The sequence below is a fragment of the Scandinavium tedordense genome, assembly GCF_024764965.1.
Lineage (GTDB): Bacteria > Pseudomonadota > Gammaproteobacteria > Enterobacterales > Enterobacteriaceae > Scandinavium > Scandinavium tedordense.
In genome coordinates, this window is the sequence record NZ_JALIGG010000052.1 from 201,265 (window position 1) to 223,141 (window position 21,877).

Annotated in this window: 20 protein-coding genes; 13 read left to right on the forward strand and 7 right to left on the reverse strand. The window is 54.1% G+C overall.

What is annotated here, in order from left to right:
• Positions 1-17: 17 nt before the first annotated feature.
• Genes mlaD through mlaF form a run of 3 tightly spaced genes read right to left on the reverse strand, consistent with a single transcriptional unit; the run spans position 18 to position 2,175 of the window.
• On the reverse strand, positions 18-569 hold the full coding sequence (gene mlaD / locus MUU46_RS07340) for an outer membrane lipid asymmetry maintenance protein MlaD (protein WP_258965211.1): 552 nt from the start codon (positions 567-569) through the stop codon (positions 18-20).
• 4 nt (positions 570-573) lie between these two features.
• Positions 574-1,356, reverse strand: coding sequence for a lipid asymmetry maintenance ABC transporter permease subunit MlaE (gene mlaE, locus MUU46_RS07345; protein WP_258965212.1), 783 nt, complete (start codon positions 1,354-1,356; stop codon positions 574-576).
• Positions 1,357-1,362: 6 nt separating this feature from the next.
• The gene (mlaF, locus tag MUU46_RS07350; protein WP_258965213.1) at positions 1,363-2,175 is read right to left on the reverse strand and encodes a phospholipid ABC transporter ATP-binding protein MlaF; all 813 of its coding nucleotides are present in this window, start codon (positions 2,173-2,175) and stop codon (positions 1,363-1,365) included.
• Positions 2,176-2,385: 210 nt separating this feature from the next.
• On the opposite strand from mlaF, the gene MUU46_RS07355 reads away from it, so the two are divergent.
• From MUU46_RS07355 to npr, 11 genes are read left to right on the forward strand one after another with little or no spacing between them, the layout of a single operon-like run.
• A complete protein-coding gene (locus tag MUU46_RS07355) occupies positions 2,386-3,363 on the forward strand; it encodes a calcium/sodium antiporter (RefSeq protein WP_159760257.1) in 978 nt (325 codons plus the stop codon).
• Between the two features lie 14 nt (positions 3,364-3,377).
• Positions 3,378-4,364, forward strand: coding sequence for an arabinose-5-phosphate isomerase KdsD (gene kdsD, locus MUU46_RS07360; protein WP_159760259.1), 987 nt, complete (start codon positions 3,378-3,380; stop codon positions 4,362-4,364).
• Positions 4,365-4,378: 14 nt separating this feature from the next.
• Positions 4,379-4,945: a 3-deoxy-manno-octulosonate-8-phosphatase KdsC gene (gene kdsC / locus MUU46_RS07365; RefSeq protein ID WP_159760261.1), complete on the forward strand. Its 567-nt coding sequence runs from the start codon at positions 4,379-4,381 to the stop codon at positions 4,943-4,945.
• Positions 4,942-5,502, forward strand: coding sequence for an LPS export ABC transporter periplasmic protein LptC (gene lptC, locus MUU46_RS07370; protein ID WP_258965214.1), 561 nt, complete (start codon positions 4,942-4,944; stop codon positions 5,500-5,502). Before kdsC ends, lptC begins: the two co-directional genes overlap by 4 nt.
• Positions 5,486-6,043, forward strand: a complete 558-nt coding sequence (lptA, locus tag MUU46_RS07375) for a lipopolysaccharide ABC transporter substrate-binding protein LptA (protein WP_159760265.1) — start codon at positions 5,486-5,488, stop codon at positions 6,041-6,043. Before lptC ends, lptA begins: the two co-directional genes overlap by 17 nt.
• Before the next feature lie 6 nt (positions 6,044-6,049).
• Positions 6,050-6,775 carry an LPS export ABC transporter ATP-binding protein gene (lptB, locus tag MUU46_RS07380; RefSeq protein ID WP_110510583.1) on the forward strand — a complete coding sequence of 242 codons (726 nt, stop codon included), beginning with the start codon at positions 6,050-6,052 and terminating at the stop codon, positions 6,773-6,775.
• 47 nt (positions 6,776-6,822) lie between these two features.
• Complete coding sequence (gene rpoN, locus MUU46_RS07385) at positions 6,823-8,256, forward strand: RNA polymerase factor sigma-54 (protein ID WP_159760269.1); 1,434 nt, start codon at positions 6,823-6,825, stop codon at positions 8,254-8,256.
• Between the two features lie 22 nt (positions 8,257-8,278).
• A complete protein-coding gene (gene hpf / locus MUU46_RS07390) occupies positions 8,279-8,566 on the forward strand; it encodes a ribosome hibernation promoting factor (RefSeq protein WP_159760271.1) in 288 nt (95 codons plus the stop codon).
• Positions 8,567-8,623: 57 nt separating this feature from the next.
• Entirely contained in the window at positions 8,624-9,115 is a 492-nt protein-coding gene (gene ptsN, locus MUU46_RS07395) for a PTS IIA-like nitrogen regulatory protein PtsN (RefSeq protein ID WP_159760273.1), read from the forward strand.
• Between the two features lie 33 nt (positions 9,116-9,148).
• Positions 9,149-10,003 (forward strand): RNase adapter RapZ, encoded by an 855-nt coding sequence (gene rapZ / locus MUU46_RS07400; protein WP_159760275.1) that lies wholly within the window; start codon positions 9,149-9,151, stop codon positions 10,001-10,003.
• Positions 10,000-10,272 carry a PTS phosphocarrier protein NPr gene (npr, locus tag MUU46_RS07405; protein ID WP_110510588.1) on the forward strand — a complete coding sequence of 91 codons (273 nt, stop codon included), beginning with the start codon at positions 10,000-10,002 and terminating at the stop codon, positions 10,270-10,272. The genes rapZ and npr overlap by 4 nt, the downstream gene beginning before the upstream one ends.
• Positions 10,273-10,326: 54 nt before the next feature.
• Here the strand turns inward: npr and mtgA are convergent, their stop codons facing one another.
• The 4 genes from mtgA to mnmL all read right to left on the reverse strand — a co-directional run bounded on the left by mtgA (position 10,327) and on the right by mnmL (position 15,290).
• Positions 10,327-11,052 carry a monofunctional biosynthetic peptidoglycan transglycosylase gene (gene mtgA, locus MUU46_RS07410; protein ID WP_258965215.1) on the reverse strand — a complete coding sequence of 242 codons (726 nt, stop codon included), beginning with the start codon at positions 11,050-11,052 and terminating at the stop codon, positions 10,327-10,329.
• Positions 11,049-11,702, reverse strand: coding sequence for an isoprenoid biosynthesis glyoxalase ElbB (gene elbB / locus MUU46_RS07415; protein WP_159760279.1), 654 nt, complete (start codon positions 11,700-11,702; stop codon positions 11,049-11,051). The genes mtgA and elbB overlap by 4 nt, the downstream gene beginning before the upstream one ends.
• Before the next feature lie 237 nt (positions 11,703-11,939).
• Complete coding sequence (gene arcB, locus MUU46_RS07420; RefSeq protein ID WP_159760281.1) at positions 11,940-14,267, reverse strand: aerobic respiration two-component sensor histidine kinase ArcB; 2,328 nt, start codon at positions 14,265-14,267, stop codon at positions 11,940-11,942.
• Between the two features lie 90 nt (positions 14,268-14,357).
• Complete coding sequence (mnmL, locus tag MUU46_RS07425) at positions 14,358-15,290, reverse strand: tRNA modification radical SAM protein MnmL/YtqA (protein ID WP_258965216.1); 933 nt, start codon at positions 15,288-15,290, stop codon at positions 14,358-14,360.
• Between the two features lie 670 nt (positions 15,291-15,960).
• Between mnmL and gltB the strand changes: the two genes are divergently transcribed.
• On the forward strand, positions 15,961-20,421 hold the full coding sequence (gene gltB, locus MUU46_RS07430; RefSeq protein ID WP_258965217.1) for a glutamate synthase large subunit: 4,461 nt from the start codon (positions 15,961-15,963) through the stop codon (positions 20,419-20,421).
• Positions 20,422-20,430: 9 nt separating this feature from the next.
• Complete coding sequence (locus MUU46_RS07435; RefSeq protein WP_159760287.1) at positions 20,431-21,849, forward strand: glutamate synthase small subunit; 1,419 nt, start codon at positions 20,431-20,433, stop codon at positions 21,847-21,849.
• Positions 21,850-21,877: the final 28 nt, after the last annotated feature.

Below are 21,877 nucleotides of genomic sequence, written 5' to 3' on the forward strand. Positions count from 1 at the left end.
GGTTAATTCTCCTGAGATTAGTGCGTCGTTACAGCAGGCGCCTTAGCGTCAGTATGGTCTTCCGCCGGGCTTTGCGCTTCGTCTGAATTCTTATTTTCTCCGCCTTTGTTGCTGTAGAGGAACTGACCAATCAAGTCCTCCAGCACCAGCGCAGATTTCGTATCCTGAATCGTACTGCCTTCTTTAAGCATCGCCGTGCCCATTTCCGGGTCATCAAAACCGACATTCAGCGCCAGATACTGCTCCCCCAGCAGACCAGAGGTACGGATAGCCAACGAACTGGTATCCGGGATCTGGTTGTACTGTTCTTCGATATCCAGCGTAACACGTGGAAGATAGGTCTTCGGGTCCAGCGAAATATCAGCCACCCGGCCAATCACCACCCCGCCGATACGGACCGGAGAGCGGGCTTTCAGGCCGCCGATATTATCGAAGGTGGCATAAACCTGATAGGTCGGTTCCGTGCGTAAAGAGGTCACATCCGCTGCTTTCAGGCAGACGAACAGCGCCGCCAGAAAAGCCACCAGAATAAAAATACCTACCCAGATTTCACTTTTTTTCGTTTGCATGAACTCAATTCCCAAACATCAGTGCAGTCAGCACAAAATCCAGCCCCAGTACCGCCAACGACGAATGCACCACGGTACGCGTCGTTGCACGGCTGATCCCTGCGGATGTGGGGATCGCATCGTAACCGTTAAACAATGCAATCCACGTCACCGTAATGGCAAATACCACGCTTTTCATCACGCAGTTCACCAGGTCCGTACGCCAGTCAACGGCGTTTTGCATCGCCGACCAGAAGAAGCCCGCATCAATCCCTTTCCAGCTAACGCCGACCAGCGATCCGCCCCAAATGCCGACGGCAACAAAAATAATCGTCAGCAGCGGCAGCGAAATCACGCCCGCCCAGAAGCGCGGAGCAATTACGCGACGCAGTGGGTCGACCGCCATCATTTCCATACTGGAAAGCTGCTCAGTCGCGCGCATCAGGCCAATTTCGGCGGTCAGCGCAGAACCGGCGCGCCCGGCAAAGAGCAGTGCAGCCACAACGGGTCCCAGTTCACGCAGCAGCGATAACGCCACCAGCATACCGAGACTGGTTTCTGCACTGTAGGTAGTCAGCACCAGATAACCTTGTAAACCCAGCACCATCCCAATAAATACACCCGAGACGATGATTATCAGCATCGACAGCACGCCCACGCTATAAAGCTGGCGTATTAATAAAGGCGCATGTTTACGGAACTCAGGCTTGCCAACCACCGCATTGAACAACATTAACCCGGCACGTCCGAAGGTCGAGATTGTCTTAATCCCCCGATGTCCGAGCGCAGCCAGTGCATTTAACAGCATGAGCAACTAACTCCCTGTTCCGAATAAATCGTGATGATAATCGCCCGCCGGATAGCGGAACGGCACCGGGCCGTCAGCAATGCCATCCAGGAACTGGCGCACGCGCGGATCGCTGTTTTCCTGTAGTGACTGTGCGCTACCGTGAGCGACAATTTTTCGGTCTGCCACGATATAGGCGTAGTCGGCGATACTCAGCACTTCCGGGACGTCGTGGGAAACAACGACGCAGGTGACACCCAGCGAACTGTTGAGCTCAGAAATCAGCTTGACCAGTACACCCATGGTGATCGGGTCTTGGCCCACGAAGGGTTCATCAAACATGATCAAATCCGGCTCGAGGGCGATTGCCCGCGCCAGTGCCGCACGCCGCGCCATCCCGCCGGACAGTTCCGAAGGCATCAGTTTAGCAGCCCCGCGCAACCCCACGGCTTCAAGCTTCATCATCACCGTGCTTTGCAGCAGCGGTGTAGGCAAACGCGTGTGTTCACGCAGCGGGTAGGCAACGTTATCGAAAACGTTCATGTCGGTGAAAAGCGCACCCGACTGGAACAACATGCTCATGCGTTTTCGCACAGCATACAGTCGTGAGCGAGACATCTTTGGCACATCTTCGCCATCGAAAAGAATCTCACCGCTGTCAGGCGGGATCTGTCCGCCAATCAAACGCAGCAACGTGGTCTTACCGATCCCTGACGGTCCCATGATGGCCGTGATTTTACCGCGAGGCACCGACAGCGAGATGTTGTCGAAGATACTTCGGGAGCCACGCGTGAAGCTCACGCCGCGAACATCGACTAAATTATCCAGTGTCTGGGTCATAGGTTTATCCCTGGAAAAACCTCTTCGGGTTAAGCATGGCGCGATTTGACGCCCCTAACCCATCATTTTTACAGAATCTTACCTGCCAGAGTTAGCGAAAGCAGGCATTTGTTTTACTTTTTCAACGCATAAAGTCAAAATTAAGAATTCGTCCGCGCCATGCAGGTGGTGCAAAGCGGCTGACGATTATACCTGAAGAAAGGACTTTAGATGCTTTTAGCGACGGCTCTGTTAATAATTGGTTTACTCCTGGTGGTCTACAGTGCCGATCGTCTCGTTTTTGCCGCCTCGATTCTATGCCGCAGCATGAACATCCCGCCGCTGATTATCGGCATGACGGTCGTTAGCGTGGGCACCTCGCTTCCAGAGATAATCGTATCCGTAACCGCATCTTTTCACGGACAAATTGATCTCGCTATTGGCACTGCGATCGGCTCAAACATCATTAATATTTTGCTGATCCTTGGCCTGGCCGCGTTGCTGCATTCGTTTACCGTCCATTCCGATATCCTGCGTCGGGAATTGCCGCTAATGTTAGTCGTAAGCCTGTTAACGGGCTTTGTGCTGTATGATGGGCAGTTAACAAGGATAGATGGCTTATTTCTGTTCGCATTGGCTGTGCTGTGGCTGTTTTATATTGTTAAAATCGCCCGCCTGGCAGAACGGCAGGGAAATGACAGCCTGACGCGTGAACAATTGGCAGAATTGCCCCGCGAAGGGACGCTCCCCGTCGCCTGTTTATGGCTCGGTGTTGCCTTAATCATTATGCCAATGGCCACGCGCATGGTGGTGGATAACGCCACCGTGCTGGCGAACTACTTCGCGATGAGCGAACTGACCATCGGCCTGACGGTGATTGCCATTGGTACCAGTCTGCCAGAGCTTGCCACAGCCATCGCCGGGGCACGTAAAGGAGAGGACGATATCGCCATTGGCAATATCATAGGCTCCAACATTTTCAATGTCGCCATCGTGATGGGTATACCTGCGCTGGTCGCGCCGGGGCCGTTTAATCCGCTGGCGTTTAGTCGTGATTACGGTGTGATGGTGCTGGTCAGCATGATTTTTGCCCTACTGTGCTGGCGCCGTAAACCACAAATTGGCAAAGGTGCCGGGATAATACTGACCGGGTGCTTTCTTGTTTGGCTGGCGTTCCTTTGGTGGGGCACGCCGTTTTTCGCAGAGTGAATCGGGATAACATTATGTCGCAAATAGATTTGCAGCCGGGTTTTGACTTTCAGCAGGCAGGCCTCGACGTGCTGGAGATTGAACGTGAAGGTCTGGCGCAGCTCGATCAATTTATCAATCAGGATTTCGCCCTCGCCTGCGAAAAAATAGCGTACTGCGGCGGTAAAGTCGTCGTGATGGGCATGGGTAAATCCGGGCATATTGGTCGTAAATTGGCGGCAACGTTTGCCAGCACCGGCACGCCGTCGTTCTTTGTTCATCCTGGTGAAGCTGCTCATGGCGACCTCGGCATGGTCTCGCCGCAAGATGTGGTCATCGCGTTATCCAACTCCGGTGAATCCAACGAAATTCTGGCACTGATCCCGGTGCTTAAGCGCCTGCATGTGCCGCTCATCTGCATGACCAGCCGCCCGGAAAGTAGCATGGGCAAGGCTGCGGATATCCATTTGTGCGTTAGCGTACCGAAAGAAGCGTGTCCGCTGGGCCTCGCGCCAACGTCGAGCACCACGGCAGCGTTGGTAATGGGCGATGCATTGGCGGTTGCGCTGCTCAAAGCGCGCGGCTTTACTGCCGAAGATTTTGCCCTTTCACATCCGGGTGGCGCGCTGGGTCGTAAATTGCTGCTGCGCGTGAATGACATCATGCACACCGGCGATGAAATCCCGCACGTCAGCCCGGATGCCTCGCTGCGTGACGCGCTGCTGGAAATCACACGCAAAAATCTGGGTCTGACGGTTATCTGCGACGATCAGATGAAAATCGAGGGCATTTTCACCGATGGTGACTTGCGTCGGGTGTTTGATATGGGCGTTGACGTTCGCGACATGAGCATCGCGGATGTGATGACTCGCGGCGGCATTCGTGTCCGTCCAGGGATTCTGGCCGTTGATGCACTGAATCTAATGCAGTCTCGTCATATCACCTGCGTCATGGTTGCCGATGGCGACCATCTGCTGGGTGTGATACATATGCATGATCTCCTGCGCGCTGGCGTAGTGTAAGTAAGGAAAAAACAATGAGTAATGCTGGCGCGTCGGTAACGACCTGCTATGGACCAGTCAGTTCAGCGGTCATGGAGAAAGCGCAGAAAATTCGTCTGCTGATCCTTGATGTAGACGGCGTGCTGTCTGATGGGCTGATATACATGGGCAATAACGGCGAAGAACTAAAAGCCTTTAACGTGCGCGACGGCTACGGCATTCGCTGCGCGCTGACGTCAGGCATAGAAGTTGCAATCATCACCGGACGAAAAGCTAAACTAGTAGAAGACCGCTGCAAAACGCTGGGAATTACGCACCTATGGCAAGGACAGTCCGATAAGCTGATTGCGTATCATGAATTACTGGAAACCCTGTCCCTGCGTCCGGATGAAGTCGCCTACGTCGGTGATGACCTCATCGACTGGCCGGTAATGGCCGAGGTGGGTCTGAGCGTTGCGGTTTCAGACGCACACCCCCTGCTGCCACCGCGCGCGGATTATGTCACGCGTATCGCCGGAGGCCGTGGTGCCGTCCGTGAAGTGTGCGATGTGTTGCTGCTGGCTCAGGGCAAGCTGGATGAAGCCAAAGGGCAATCAATATGAGTAAAACCAGACGTTGGGTTATCATTCTGCTTTCGCTGCTGGCGCTGGTGCTTATCGGCTTCAATCTGGTGGACAAAGACGATCCAGGCCCGGCGGCCGTCAACAATAACGACCCGACGTATAAAAGTGAGCATACTGACTCCGTGGTCTACAACCCAGAAGGGGCGTTGGCCTACCGGTTGATATCAGAACATGTCGAGTATTTCTCCGATCAGGCTGTTTCGTGGTTCACCCGACCGGTTCTGACCACTTTTGATGTGAATAAAGTGCCGACCTGGTCTATTAAGGCTGACAAGGCCAAACTGACCAATGACCGTATGCTGTATCTGTACGGTCACGTTGAGATAAACGCCCTGACGGACGACTCTCAACTGCGCAAAGTCACGACGGATAACGCCATTGTGAATCTGGTTACTCAGGATGTGAATTCAGATGATTTGGTGACGTTGTACGGTACAACATTTAATTCCAGCGGCCTCAGAATGCGCGGCAACTTACGCAGCAAAAACGCTGAGCTGATTGAAAAGGTGAGAACCTCCTATGAAATTCAGAAATAATAAATTCAGCTTTAAGCTTGCCCTTGCCAGCGTGTTGCTGGCTTCCAGCCTGCCAGCGCTGGCCTTAACGGGTGATACCGATCAGCCGATCCACATTGAATCCGATCAACAGTCTCTGGACATGCAGGGTAACGTAGCGACGTTCACCGGCAACGTTATCGTCACCCAAGGCACCATCAAAATTAATGCCGACAAAGTGGTGGTCACTCGCCCGGCCGGTGTTAAAGGCAAAGAGACGATGGACGGCTACGGTAACCCGGCTACGTTTTACCAGATGCAGGACAACGGTAAACCGGTTAACGGCCATGCGTCGAAAATGCACTACGAAGTGGCTAACGACCTTGTCGTGCTGACTGGCAACGCCTATCTCGAGCAGGTCGACAGCAACATTAAAGGCGACAAGATTACCTATCTGGTGAAAGAGCAGAAAATGCAGGCGTATAGCGAAAAAGGTAAACGCGTGACGACAGTTCTGGTGCCATCGCAGCTGCAGGATAAGAGCAGCAACACCAAACCGGCTCAGCCTAAAAAGAGTAACTAATACGTTATGGCAACTTTAACAGCAAAGAATCTTGCGAAAGCCTATAAGGGACGTCGGGTCGTTGAAGACGTTAGCCTGACGGTGAATTCCGGCGAAATCGTCGGCCTGCTTGGCCCGAACGGGGCGGGTAAAACCACCACGTTCTACATGGTGGTCGGCATTGTGTCCCGCGATGCGGGCAACATCATCATTGATGATGACGATATCAGTATGCTGCCACTGCATGCCCGTGCCCGTCGGGGTATTGGTTATCTGCCGCAGGAAGCCTCCATTTTCCGCCGTCTGAGTGTGTTTGATAACCTGATGGCGGTGCTGCAAATCCGTGATGATTTGAGCAATGAGCAGCGCGTTGACCGTGCAAACGAGCTGATGGAAGAGTTTCACATTGAGCATCTACGCGACAACCTCGGCCAGGCACTCTCCGGCGGTGAACGCCGTCGTGTAGAAATCGCCCGCGCGCTTGCAGCTAATCCTAAATTTATTCTGCTGGATGAACCTTTTGCGGGTGTTGACCCCATTTCGGTTATCGACATCAAGCGTATTATCGAACACCTGCGCGACAGCGGCCTCGGCGTGCTGATTACTGACCATAACGTTCGCGAAACCTTAGCAGTCTGTGAACGCGCTTACATCGTGAGCCAGGGGCATCTGATTGCTCACGGTACGCCGGAACAAATCCTCCAGGACGAGCATGTTAAGCGCGTGTATCTTGGGGAAGACTTCAGACTCTGATAGGGTAGTGAATACAGACATTCTGGCCGGAGAAATTTGCCCTGATTATGAAGCAAGGTTTGCAATTAAGGCTCAGCCAACAGCTCGCCATGACGCCGCAACTGCAACAGGCTATTCGTCTGTTGCAGCTTTCTACGCTCGAGCTGCAACAGGAACTTCAGCAAGCGCTGGAGAGTAATCCCCTGCTTGAGCAAACCGACCTTCACGAGGAAGTCGATTCACAAGAAGAAACCGACAACGACACATTTGATACCGTTGATGCCCTCGAGCAGAAAGAGATGCCCGATGAGCTTCCGCTCGATGCCAGCTGGGATGAAATCTATACCGCAGGCACGCCGTCCGGTACCGGCACCGATTATCAGGATGACGAACTGCCGGTCTACCAGGGCGAAACGACGCAGACACTCCAGGATTATCTGATGTGGCAGGTTGGGCTGACGCCGTTTTCCGATACCGACCGCGCGATAGCCACGTCGATCGTGAACGCGGTTGACGATACCGGCTACCTCACCGCATCGCTGGACGAGATCCTGGAAAGCATCGGCGACGAAGAACTCGATCTCGATGAGGTCGAAGCGGTGCTGAAACGCATCCAGCGTTTTGATCCGATCGGCGTGGCCGCGAAAGATCTGCGCGACTGCCTGTTGATCCAGCTCTCCCAGTTTACCAAAGAGACGCCGTGGCTGACGGAAGCCAAAACGATTATCAGCGATCATCTCGATCTACTGGCCAATCATGATTTCCGCTCCCTGATGCGCGTCACTCGCCTCAAAGAAGATGTGCTGAAAGAAACCGTGTCGCTGATTCAGTCCCTGGATCCGCGCCCAGGTCAGTCCATTCAGACCGGCGAACCGGAGTACGTCATCCCCGATGTGCTGGTGCGTAAAATCAGTGGCCGTTGGGCAGTTGAACTCAATTCCGATAGTATCCCGCGCCTGCAAATCAATCAGCATTACGCCGGCATGTGCAGCTCCACGCGCAACGACGCCGACAACCAATTTATTCGCAGTAATCTGCAGGAAGCCAAATGGCTGATTAAAAGCCTGGAAAGCCGCAATGACACGCTGCTGCGGGTAAGCCGCTGCATCGTCGAACAGCAGCAGGCGTTCTTTGATCAGGGCGAAGAGTTCATGAAACCGATGGTCCTGGCTGATATTGCCCAAGCCGTCGAAATGCATGAATCAACGATTTCACGCGTCACCACGCAAAAGTATCTGCACAGCCCACGGGGCATTTTTGAGCTTAAGTATTTCTTCTCCAGCCATGTGAATACCGAAGGCGGCGGCGAAGCGTCGTCCACGGCGATTCGCGCACTGGTGAGGAAATTAATTGCCGCGGAAAATCCCGCGAAACCACTGAGTGACAGTAAGCTGACTACCATGCTGTCCGAACAGGGTATCATGGTGGCACGCCGCACCGTTGCAAAGTACCGAGAGTCTTTATCCATTCCGCCGTCGAACCAGCGTAAACAGCTGGTCTGACACAACCGATAAGGAAGACCCTATGCAGCTCAATATCACAGGACACAATGTCGAAATCACTGACGCACTGCGTGAATTTTTGAACACCAAATTCGCGAAGCTCGAGCAGTTTTTCGAACGGATCAATCAAGTCTATATTGTGTTAAAAGTGGAAAAGGTGACTCATATCTCGGATGCCACCCTGCATGTTAACGGGGGCGAAATTCATGCCAGTGCGGAAGGGCAGGATATGTATGCCGCAATAGACGGTCTTATCGATAAGCTGGCAAGACAGCTGACCAAACATAAAGATAAACTGAAACAACACTAATTGTCCGGGCGTGCGCCTGACCCGGTTGTTCGGGTTGGGCGGCACGCAGGTGAAATTATGATGAACAATGATTCCGCTCTGCAATTGAGCAATGTCCTTAACCAGGAATGTACCCGCAGTGCAGTTCACTGCCAGAGTAAAAAGCGTGCGCTGGAAATCATCAGCGAACTGGCCGCAAAACAGCTTGGCTTACCGTCGCAGGTGGTATTCGAAGCTATTCTGACCCGTGAAAAGATGGGCAGTACCGGTATCGGCAACGGCATCGCCATTCCTCACGGCAAGCTGGAAGAAGATACTCTGCGTGCCGTCGGCGTTTTCGTGCAGCTCGAAACACCGATCGCCTTTGATGCCATTGATAACCAGCCGGTTGATCTGCTGTTCGCCTTGCTGGTGCCTGCCGATCAGACCAAAACGCATTTGCACACCCTTTCACTGGTGGCGAAGCGTCTGGCAGACAAAACCATCTGTCGCCGGTTGCGTAACGCACAGAGCGATCAGGAACTGTATGAGATTATCACCAGCGACGATAACGGTGATGAAAATGCCTAACGGTAACTCGGTTGTCTTAAGGAGAAACGACTGATGGTACTGATGATTGTCAGCGGTCGCTCGGGTTCAGGTAAATCTGTCGCCCTGCGTGCGCTGGAAGACATGGGCTTTTACTGCGTGGATAATCTGCCCGTCGTGCTGTTGCCCGAACTGGCGAAAAGCCTTGCTGACCGACAAATTTCTGCCGCGGTCAGCATCGATGTGCGTAACATGCCGGAATCTCCGGAGATTTTTGAACAGGCAATGGACAATTTGCCTGATACATTCTCTCCGCAACTGTTGTTCCTGGATGCCGATCGCAACACGCTGATCCGCCGTTACAGCGATACCCGCCGTCTGCACCCTCTTTCCAGCAAAAATCTGTCGCTGGAAAGCGCAATCGATCAGGAAAGCGATTTACTGGAACCGCTGCGTTCCCGTGCTGACCTGATAGTCGACACCTCCGAAATGTCGGTGCATGAACTGGCTGAAATGCTGCGTACGCGCCTGCTTGGCAAGCGTGAACGCGAACTAACGATGGTATTTGAATCTTTCGGCTTTAAGCACGGGATCCCAATCGATGCCGATTACGTGTTCGATGTGCGTTTCCTGCCAAACCCGCACTGGGACCCGAAACTGCGTCCGATGACTGGCCTCGATAAACCGGTTGCCGCGTTCCTCGATCGCCACACAGAAGTTCACAATTTTATCTATCAGACCCGCAGCTATCTTGAGCTATGGTTACCTATGCTGGAAACCAACAACCGCAGCTATCTTACGGTCGCGGTTGGTTGTACCGGCGGTAAACATCGTTCGGTATACATTGCCGAACAGCTGGCTGACTACTTCCGCTCGCGTGGGAAGAACGTTCAGTCTCGTCATCGGACGCTGGAAAAACGGAAAACATGAGCGTAAAGCACACGGTTGAAATCACTAATAAGCTGGGGATGCACGCACGCCCAGCGATGAAGCTGTTTGAGCTGGTACAGAATTATGATGCCGAAGTGTGGCTGCGCAATGACGAAGGCACCGAAGCCGAAGCCAGCAGCGTTATCGCGTTACTGATGCTGGATTCTGCCAAAGGCCGACAGATTGAAATCGAAGCCAGCGGGCCGCAAGAAACTGAAGCTCTGGCGGCGGTGATCGCGCTGTTTAACGCCGGGTTCGATGAAGATTAGTCTTCGTTTACGCTGACTGTCTGACGCCCTCTCCCGCAGGAGAGGGCAAAACCTTTAATACAGTTTATTTTCCCGCATAAACCCTTCCCCACCGAGCTGACGCATCTGGCGTAAAATCCACGCCTGACGACTGCGAACATACCCTGATGGCGCATCAGCGCGAAAACGAATAGGGTTTGGCAGTACCGCCGCAAGCAACGCCGCTTCCGACATCGTCAATTTACTGGCAGGTTTTTGGAAATAGCGCTGCGCAGCCGCTTCGACGCCAAATACCCCATCACCAAATTCGGCAATATTCAGGTAAACGGTCAGGATGCGTTTTTTGCTCCAGACAGTTTCGATGCCCACCGTCAAACCCGCTTCCAGCCCTTTACGCAGCCAGCTTCTGCCGTCCCACAGGAACAGGTTTTTCGCAGTTTGCTGTGAGAGCGTGGATGCGCCACGAATGCGATTTTCATTCTGCTCGTTATGGGCCAGCGCTTTCTCAATGGCAGACACATCAAATCCCCAATGGTCCGGGAATTTTTGGTCTTCCGCAGCGATGACGGCGAGTCCCATCCAGGGCGTCATTTCATCCATGCTGACCCAGTCAGAATGGGCCAGATAGTGAAAGTTACCGCTAAACATTTCTCCAAGCTGACGCTCCACCATCACCGCTGAAAATGGCACCAGCAGCACGCTGAAAATTGCGATGCCCCCGCCCCAAAAAACGGCGAGTGTTATTACCACCCGCAGCAGAATGCGCTTTATCCAGGCCAACGGTGTACGACGCTGACTCATTCGCACAGCACCATCACGCGGGCCACCAGCTTCTCAATGCCGGTTGCCGCGTCGGCAATATTCTGCGCCAGCATGTAGGCCGGAGTGGTCACGACTTTGTGCTCTTCATCCACCACGATATCGTCTACCGGGCACAGCACATGTTCGGCACCCATTGCTTCCAGCACTTCGGCAGTATCGATATCGGTGCCGATGGTAATGCGCAGAGGGAAATCAAAAATCTTCGGCAGCATCGCCGGGGCAATGCACATAAAACCGAGCGGCTTACCCGCCTGATGCAGCGCTAGCGCCAGCGCTTTTAAATCCGCATCCACCACGCACTCACTGCCCTGGGAAGCAAAGTTACTCAGGTTTTTAGCCGCGCCAAATCCGCCGGGTACAATCAGCGCATCAAGCTCCTCGGCACGCGCACTCGCCAACGGCTGAATGTCACCGCGCGTGATCCGCGCCGCTTCCAAAAGAACGTTGCGTTCACCCGCCATTGATTCACCAGCTAAATGGTTGATCACATCAGACTGGCTTTTATCTGGCGCAAAACAGACCGCCTGTGCGCCGTTTCGAGCAATAGCCAACAGAGTAATAACCGCTTCATGAATTTCGCTACCGTCATATACGCCACAGCCGCTCAGCACTACGCCAATTTTTTTCATCCTGCGTTCCTTTTTGCAACCGCGTGAAGCCCATCAGTTATTTTGATTTAACCGCCATGCTTCACACATTTAACTGATTTACGTAACAAATAATTTAAGTTTTGCTATCTTAATGAACGTGCAGCCTAAATTCTCAGGCCGCGTCTGTTCAACACTCTTAAAACTATCGAGGCGCAGCCACGTTTTCCCTGGTGTTGGCGCAGTATTCGCGCACCCCGGCTTGACCGGGGTCATTTTTTATCGGCTTGCGACCCACGCTTTCAGGGTAGCGGCATCCTGCTGCCATTCCGTTTTCATCTCTTCAACCCATTCACCCACGTTATCCCACCAGGCCGGAAGATCCGGAGATTGAATCTGTTGCCCAAGCTGCTGAATATGACGTAAACCAATCGAGCCCGCGGCGCCTTTGATTTTATGCCCTTCTTCAACAATGCCTTTCTGGTCACGCGCGGTCAGATTTGATTCCAGCACCGCCAGATATCCAGGCATCATCTTCTCGAACACCGCCAGACCGTCGGTGATGAGCTGTGGGCCCACCAGGTCGATGTACTGCTGGAGCATGTCGGTGTCCAGAATGCTGCTTGATTTGTTGCTATCGGTCATGGTCACGCTGCTTTCCTCGTCGTCAGGGGTATCCCAGAATTTTTGGATGATCGCGGTCAATGCGGGAACGGCCAGCGGCTTGCTCAACACGTCATCCATTCCCGCATCCAGATACTCTTTTTTGTCCTTCAGCACGTTGGCCGTCAGCGCCACCAGCGGCGGTAGCTCGTCAGCGTGATAACGCTGTTTCAGCTCACGAGAAATATCCAGGCCGGTCATGTCCGGCAGCTGAATATCCAACAGTACCAAATCGTAATCAGAGGGCGAAAACATCTCCAGCGCCTCTTTGCCGGTCATCGCCACGTCTACGCTGTTACCGAGTTTTTCCAGCACCGAACGCGCCACAATCACGTTCAGCTCAATGTCTTCCACCAGCAACACATGCAAGGCCGGTAGCGGCATATCATCGTCGGCAAGGGTGTCTTCCACTTCTTCCGCGATGGCAGGCGCATGAACGGTTAGCGTAAAGGTTGAGCCACTGCCTGGCTGGCTGGAAACAGTGATATCGCCGCCCATGCTCTTCGCCAGACGACGCGAAACAGCCAGACCAATCCCGGTCCCCGTCGCCGGCTTTCCACCCTGGCTGTCTTTCACCTGGTAATACATCGCGAAAATTTTGTCCTGTTCTTCCTGCGGGATGCCAATCCCGGAGTCTTCCACTTCGAAGCGCAACATGTCACCTCCATCGTACCGCACGCGAACCGACACGTTACCCTGCTGGGTAAATTTGACCGCGTTGCTGATCAGATTCCACAGGATCTGCCGCAGGCGGGTGCCATCGGTTATCACTTTATGCGGCAATGGCAGCGTTGGATCCATCACGAAACGCAGCCCTTTTTGCTGCGCCTGCAGGCCAGAGAGGTTTTCCAGGTCAGCCAGGAAACCAGTGAAATCAATAGGCTGGTTATCCAACTGAACTTTACGCCGTTCCATCTTATCCATATCGATAATATCGTTGAAGATATTACCCAGCGTGACCGCCGAAACATGGATGGTTTTCAGGTATTTCTCCTGCTCGGACGTCAATTCAGTATCCAGCAGGATACGGCTCAGGCCGACGATGCCGTTGAGCGGCGTACGCAGCTCGTGGCTGATGGTAGAAATAAAGGTGGTCTTATCGCGGCTGGCGCGTTCAAGGGCGTCCTGATAGCGTTTACGTTCCGTTATATCGCGCCCAAAGCCCATCAGACCGTGGCGCTTCCCGACCCGGTCGTAATACGGCACTTTACGAATTTCGAAGCAGGCTTTACGCCCATCGGGATAATCCAGCCACTGTTCGTAGGTCAGCGAAACATTGTGGCGGAATACTTTCTCATCGGTTTCAATGACTTTGGCTGCGGCTTCTGGAGAGTACACGTCAAGAGGTTTGAGATTTACCAGTTGTTTTTCGCTTTTACCGGTCAACAGCTCCATCGCCCGGTTACAGCCGGAAAACTCTTTGTCTTCGTTGCGGTAAAACACCAGGTCTGGCGAGGCATCAAGGAACGAACGCAGGAAAGACGACTGCTGCTCGAGCTGTATTTGCGTCTGTTCGCGCTCTTTCATTTCGATTTTTAGCTGTTCCAGCGTGGTCTGACGTTCGGCTTCCGCCTTTTCGCGATCGGTGATTTCCTGATTAAGCTGCGCAATATTGTCTTTCAACTGCACATTCAGCTTCAGGTCACGGTCGCGCATCTCTTCCAGCTTTTCGACCAAACGCGTAAGACGCTGGCGAGATTCTTCCAGTTGCTCGACCACCACCGAGAGAAAATAAACCGCCCAGGGCGTGATCAACAGCCCAAAGAAAATGGAGCGGATAACATCAATACTCTCGACCTGGCCGTGCAGCACCATCGTCACCGCCATCTGTACCACGATGGCTAACACCACCAGCGCCAACGCCAGCAGCAGCGAGAAGCGTACCAGGCCGAGCTTCATCATCAGGTCGACATAGTACTGCGCAAGCATTCGGATTTGCTTCATAGGGATTTCCTTCACCACAACGTCGCTCAATAATACCCAATTCTGAGCAACGCGTTGAAGGTTGTGCGAAAAATGCGGTGATAATAGGGGTTATGCGTCAGTGAAAGGGATGAAAGGCTGACCAAGCGCCGAGCCCTGCACGCCATGCTCGTTAAGATAGCGGTCCAGTTCCAGCATTCCAGTCCAGCGGTTCTCACACCACAGCGGGGCAAGCAGCGTCGGACGACGTGCGTTCGCGGAAATGCGGTGATAGACAACTTCCGGCGGCGTGTGGCGGATCATTTCGCCCGCCGTCAGGGTGTATTCATCCAGCTCAATGCCTTTCAGCCTGCCCGCTTGCCAGGCTTTCGCCATGATGCTGCCGGTCACGATGTGTAATGGATGCAGCTTAATGCCATCGACACCGGTCTCAACCACTTTTTCGAGTGTCTGCATACATTCCGACTGCCCTTCACCCGGTAGCCCGACAATCAGATGCGTACACACTTTCAGCCCGCGTTCGCGTGCCAGACGCGTGGTGGCCTGGTAACAGGTAAAATCATGCCCACGATTGATGCGATGTAGGGTTTTATCCTGTGCGCTCTGCAAACCGAGTTCGAGCCACACTTCGTAGCCCTTATCTTTATATTCACTGAGTAAATCCAACACCGCCTCGGGTACGCAATCCGGGCGCGTGCCCACGCATAACCCAACAATATTCGTCTGACTGACCGCTTGCTGATACATCGACCGTAGCACCTGCACTTCCGCAAAGGTGCTGGTATAAGCCTGAAAATACGCGAGATAACGTTTAGCGCGGTTCACCAAATGCGCCTGGTGCACCAGTTGTTCCGCAATGGAGCGGTGCTGCTGTGCCTCATCAGCAAACGACGCCACATTACAGAAGGTGCAGCCGCCACGGCCAATTGTGCCATCGCGATTCGGGCAGCTAAAACCGCCATGCAGGGTCAGCTTATGCACCTTTTCGCCATGGCGACGCATAAGATCCCCACCAAACATATTGACTAATTTCTGTAACTGCATAATCTGATAGACCGCACCTTTCGAAGAGGTGCAAAGCCTGCCATTTTTAGTCTCTTTCGGCGCTGACCTGGATCAAACGCTCCGGACATGTCACACCCATTGCATAACAACTCAAGATAACTGCAATTTCATTCACCACTCCGGTGATTACTTTTCCTTATGTTGCCCCTCGATTTTTCACTATTACCGTGCCAGATGAAAAACAGTGTCATCATGGGGATTCACGCCCCTGGGCAGAATATTATTCTGTGATAAAAAAGCCACTCAGCACAGATCCGCCATAATAGCGCTTTCATATAGTGAGAGAGATCACATTCAGCAGCCGGTTCGCTGAGGGTAAATACATTGTTAAAAATCACTAATATTGATAGTAATCATATGGTTAACATGCATGTAGCACATTTTTGTATAAATAAGATTGCCATTTGACCTGTGTGCGGATTCCCGATAACTTGAGGATCCGCTGGAAGCTTTCTCGATGAGCAGCCTGCTCATCATATTTATGCAGTAATTGAGATTCCCTCTGAAGCAAGTCCGCAATACTTGTTTACCGATGCGAAAGGATTTTGAGAGGGCGAATGCGTGGCCTGTGCCCCGCCGCCTTGCTCTTTCTACGCCTGCGCGCAACGGTCCAGAGTGTGTCTCGTAGAGCCTGGGGAGGTTCACTGATATGTTGTACGATAAATCCCTTGAGAGGGATAACTGTGGTTTCGGCCTGATCGCCCACATAGAAGGCGAACCTAGCCACAAGGTAGTGCGTACCGCCATTCACGCACTGGCCCGTATGCAGCACCGTGGAGCGATCCTCGCCGATGGTAAAACCGGTGACGGTTGTGGCCTGCTGCTGCAAAAACCTGATCGTTTCTTCCGCCTCGTGGCCGAAGATCGTGGCTGGCGCTTAGCTAAAAACTACGCGGTCGGCATGCTGTTCCTTAATAAAGACGCCGAGCTCGCTGCAGCTTCGCGTCGTGTGGTTGAAGAAGAACTTCAGCGTGAAACCCTGTCCATTGTCGGCTGGCGCGAAGTGCCAACCAACGAAGGGGTGCTCGGTGAAATCGCCCTCTCCTCGCTGCCTCGTATCGAACAAATTTTTGTTAACGCTCCGGCTGGCTGGCGTCCGCGTGATATGGAACGCCGTCTGTTCATCGCCCGTCGCCGTATTGAAAAGCGTATTCAGGAAGACAAAGACTTCTACATCTGTAGCCTGTCAAACCTGGTCAATATCTATAAAGGTCTGTGTATGCCGGCGGATTTGCCGCGCTTCTACCTGGACCTGGCGGACCTGCGTCTGGAATCGGCCATTTGCCTGTTCCACCAGCGCTTCTCTACCAACACCGTGCCGCGCTGGCCGCTGGCTCAGCCGTTCCGCTACCTGGCGCACAACGGTGAAATCAACACCATTACCGGTAACCGCCAGTGGGCGCGTGCCCGTACCTACAAATTCCAGACCCCGCTGATCCCGGATTTGCATGATGCCGCGCCGTTCGTGAACGAAACCGGCTCCGACTCCAGCTCCATGGACAACATGCTCGAACTGCTGTTGGCCGGTGGGATGGATATCGTGCGCGCCATGCGTCTGCTTGTGCCGCCAGCCTGGCAGAACAACCCGGACATGGACCCGGATCTGCGAGCGTTCTTCGACTTCAACTCCATGCACATGGAGCCGTGGGACGGCCCGGCGGGCATCGTCATGTCCGATGGTCGTTACGCAGCCTGTAACCTTGACCGTAACGGTCTGCGCCCGGCGCGCTACGTCATCACCAAAGACAAGCTCATCACCTGCGCCTCTGAAGTCGGGATCTGGGATTACCAGCCGGACGAAGTGGTGGAAAAAGGTCGCGTTGGTCCTGGCGAGCTGATGGTTATCGACACCCGTGCGGGCCGCATTCTGCACTCCGCGGAAACCGATCACGACCTGAAAATTCGTCATCCGTACAAAGAGTGGATGGAGAAAAACGTCCGCCGCCTGGTACCGTTTGAAGATTTGCCAGACTCCGACGTAGGCAGCCGCGAGCTGGACGACGATATGCTCGCCAGCTACCAGAAACAGTTTAACTACAGCGCGGAAGAGCTGGATTCGGTTATTCGCGTGCTGGGTGAAAACGGTCAGGAAGCGGTCGGCTCAATGGGTGACGATACCCCGTTTGCCGTGCTCTCCAGCCAGCCGCGCATCATTTACGACTACTTCCGCCAGCAGTTTGCGCAGGTGACCAACCCGCCAATCGATCCGCTGCGTGAAGCGCACGTAATGTCGCTCGCCACCAGCATCGGCCGTGAAATGAACGTCTTCTGCGAAGCGGAAGGCCAGGCACACCGTCTGAGCTTCAAATCGCCGATTCTGCTGTACTCCGATTTCAAACAGCTGACCACACTGACGGAAGATCACTACCGGGCCGACACGCTGGATATCACCTACGACGTGACCGATACGAACCTGGAAGCAACCGTCAACGCGCTGTGTGATAAAGCTGAGCAGATGGTACGTAACGGTACCGTGCTGCTGGTGCTGTCTGACCGTAACATCGCTAAAAACCGTCTGCCGGTTCCGGCTCCGATGGCCGTAGGTGCGATTCAGACTCGCCTGGTTGATAAGAGCCTGCGTTGCGATGCCAACATCATCGTTGAAACCGCCAGCGCCCGCGATCCGCACCACTTTGCCGTGCTGTTAGGCTTTGGCGCGACTGCGGTTTACCCGTATCTCGCCTATGAAACACTGGCGAAGCTGGTTGACAGCAAAGCTATCGAAAAAGATTACCGCCATGTGATGCTTAACTACCGTAACGGCATCAACAAAGGCCTGTACAAAATCATGTCCAAAATGGGCATTTCGACTATCGCCTCTTACCGCTGCTCGAAGCTGTTTGAAGCCGTTGGCCTGCACGATGACGTGTCAGACCTCTGCTTCCAGGGCGTGGTCAGCCGTATCGGCGGTGCAGGCTTTGATGACTTCCAACAGGATCTGTTGAACCTGTCCAAACGTGCCTGGCTGGCACGTAAGCCGCTCGAACAGGGTGGTTTGCTGAAATACGTCCACGGCGGCGAATATCACGCCTACAACCCGGACGTGGTTAATACCCTGCAAAAGGCAGTACAGAGCGGTGAATACAGCGATTATCAGCAGTATTCTAAGCTGGTTAACGAACGCCCGGCGGCGACGCTGCGCGATCTTCTGGCAATCAATCCGGGGACTGACGCAGTCAGCATCAACGACGTTGAGCCTGCGACCGAACTGTTCAAACGTTTCGACACCGCGGCAATGTCCATCGGCGCCCTGAGCCCGGAGGCCCACGAAGCACTGGCGGAAGCCATGAACAGCATCGGCGGTAACTCTAACTCCGGTGAAGGCGGCGAAGATCCTGCACGCTATGGCACCAACAAAGTATCTCGCATCAAGCAGGTGGCTTCCGGTCGTTTCGGCGTCACACCTGCGTATCTGATGAACGCTGATGTGATTCAAATTAAAGTCGCCCAGGGTGCAAAACCGGGTGAAGGCGGTCAGTTACCGGGTGATAAAGTCACACCGTACATCGCCAAACTGCGTTATTCCGTGCCGGGTGTGACCCTGATTTCCCCGCCGCCGCACCACGATATCTACTCTATCGAGGATTTGGCGCAGCTGATTTTCGACCTGAAACAGGTCAACCCGAAAGCGATGATTTCCGTGAAGCTGGTTTCCGAACCGGGCGTGGGCACCATCGCCACCGGTGTGGCGAAAGCCTATGCCGACCTGATTACCATCGCTGGTTACGACGGTGGGACTGGCGCCAGCCCGCTTTCCTCCGTGAAATACGCGGGTTGTCCGTGGGAACTGGGCCTGGTGGAAACTCAACAGGCATTGGTCGCTAACGGTCTGCGTCATAAAATACGTTTGCAGGTGGATGGCGGCCTGAAGACCGGCCTCGACATTATCAAAGCGGCTATTCTCGGTGCAGAAAGCTTCGGCTTCGGCACCGGCCCAATGGTGGCGCTGGGCTGTAAATACCTGCGTATTTGTCACCTGAACAACTGCGCAACGGGCGTGGCAACTCAGGACGAAAAACTGCGTAAGAACCACTATCACGGCCTGCCGTTCAAAGTGACTAACTACTTTGAATTCATCGCCCGAGAAACCCGCGAGCTGATGGCACAACTGGGCGTGAAGCGTCTGGTAGACCTGATTGGTCGCACCGACTTGCTCAAAGAGCTGGAAGGCTTCACCGCCAAACAGCAGAAGCTGGACCTGTCGAAACTGCTGGAAACCGCTGAGCCGCATCCGGGCAAAGCGCTGCACTGCACTAAGCACAACCCGCCGTTTGATAACGGCGTGCTGAACGCGCAGTTGTTGCAGCAGGCGAAGCCGTTTGTCGATGACAAGCAGAGCAAAACGTTCTGGTTTGATATTCGCAACACCGACCGTTCCGTGGGCGCTACGCTATCGGGCTATATCGCTCAGACGCACGGCGACCAGGGTCTGGCTTCCGATCCAATTAAAGCGCACTTCAGCGGCACCGCAGGCCAGAGCTTCGGCGTGTGGAACGCAGGCGGCGTTGAACTGTACCTGACCGGCGATGCCAACGACTACGTCGGCAAAGGCATGGCAGGCGGCCTGCTGGCCATTCGTCCTCCGGTCGGTTCCGCCTTCCGCAGCCACGAAGCCAGCATCATCGGCAATACCTGTCTGTACGGTGCGACCGGTGGTCGTCTGTATGCTGCGGGCCGTGCGGGTGAACGTTTCGCCGTGCGTAACTCCGGGGCAATCACCGTGGTTGAAGGCATCGGCGATAACGGTTGTGAATACATGACCGGTGGCATCGTCTGCGTACTGGGCAAAACCGGCGTCAACTTTGGCGCAGGCATGACCGGTGGTTTCGCCTACGTGCTGGATGAAAACGGTGATTTCCGCAAACGCGTGAACCCGGAACTGGTAGAAGTGCTGGACGTAGACTCTCTCGCCATTCACGAAGAACATCTGCGCGGGCTGATTACCGAACATGTACAGCTCACCGGCTCCCAGCGCGGCGAAGAAATTCTGGCTAACTGGCCTGCATTCTCCGCGAAATTCGCCCTGGTTAAACCGAAGTCCAGCGATGTCAAAGCACTGTTGGGTCACCGTAGTCGTAGCGCCGCAGAATTGCGTGTGCAGGCGCAGTAAGGAAAATCGATGAGTCAGAATGTTTATCAGTTTATCGACTTGCAGCGCGTTGATCCGCCAAAGAAACCGCTGAAGATCCGTAAAATTGAATTTGTTGAGATCTACGAGACGTTCTCCGAAGGCCAGGCTAAAGCACAGGCAGACCGCTGCCTGTCCTGCGGCAACCCTTACTGTGAGTGGAAATGTCCGGTCCACAACTACATCCCGAACTGGCTGAAGCTCGCCAACGAAGGGCGTATTTTTGAAGCGGCGGAACTGTCGCATCAGACCAACACCCTGCCGGAAGTGTGTGGCCGCGTGTGCCCGCAGGACCGGCTGTGTGAAGGCTCCTGTACGCTGAACGACGAGTTCGGCGCAGTGACCATCGGCAACATCGAGCGCTATATCAATGATAAAGCGTTCGAAATGGGCTGGCGCCCGGACATGACCGGCGTAAAGCAAACCGACAAACGCGTGGCGATTATCGGCGCGGGTCCGGCAGGCCTGGCCTGTGCCGACGTGCTGACCCGTAACGGGGTGAAAGCCGTGGTCTTCGATCGTCATCCAGAAATCGGCGGCCTGCTGACTTTCGGTATTCCGGCCTTCAAGCTGGAAAAAGAAGTCATGACCCGTCGCCGTGAAATCTTCACCGACATGGGTATTGAGTTCAAACTCAATATCGAAGTGGGCCGTGATGTACAAATCGACGATCTGCTGAAAGATTACGATTCGGTGTTCCTCGGCGTCGGCACCTATCAGTCAATGCGCGGTGGACTGGAGAATGAGGATGCGAATGGCGTGTTTGACGCCCTGCCGTTCCTGATTGCCAATACCAAACAGATGATGGGCTTCGGTGAGTCTGCAGAAGAGCCGTACGTGAATATGGAAGGCAAACGCGTGGTGGTTCTGGGCGGCGGTGATACCGCGATGGATTGCGTACGCACCTCCATTCGCCAGGGTGCAACGCACGTAACCTGTGCTTACCGTCGTGACGAAGAAAACATGCCAGGCTCTCGCCGCGAAGTGAAAAATGCGCGTGAAGAAGGCGTGGAATTCCAGTTCAACGTGCAGCCGTTGGGCGTAGAAGTGAATGCCAACGGTAAAGTTAGCGGCGTGAAAATGGCGCGTACCGAAATGGGTGCGCCTGATGCCAAAGGCCGTCGTCGCGCAGAAATCGTGGCCGGTTCCGAGCACGTTGTGCCTGCCGATGCGGTGGTGATGGCGTTCGGTTTCCGTCCTCACAGCATGGAATGGTTGGCGAAACACAGCGTCGAACTGGATTCTCAGGGCCGCGTGATCGCGCCAGAAGGCAACGAAAACGCCTTCCAGACCAGCAACCCGAAAATCTTCGCCGGTGGTGATATCGTGCGTGGTTCTGACCTGGTGGTTACCGCCATTGCAGAAGGTCGCAAAGCGGCTGACGGCATCTTGAACTACCTGGAAGTGTAATCCGCCAGAGTAACGACGGATGAAATAA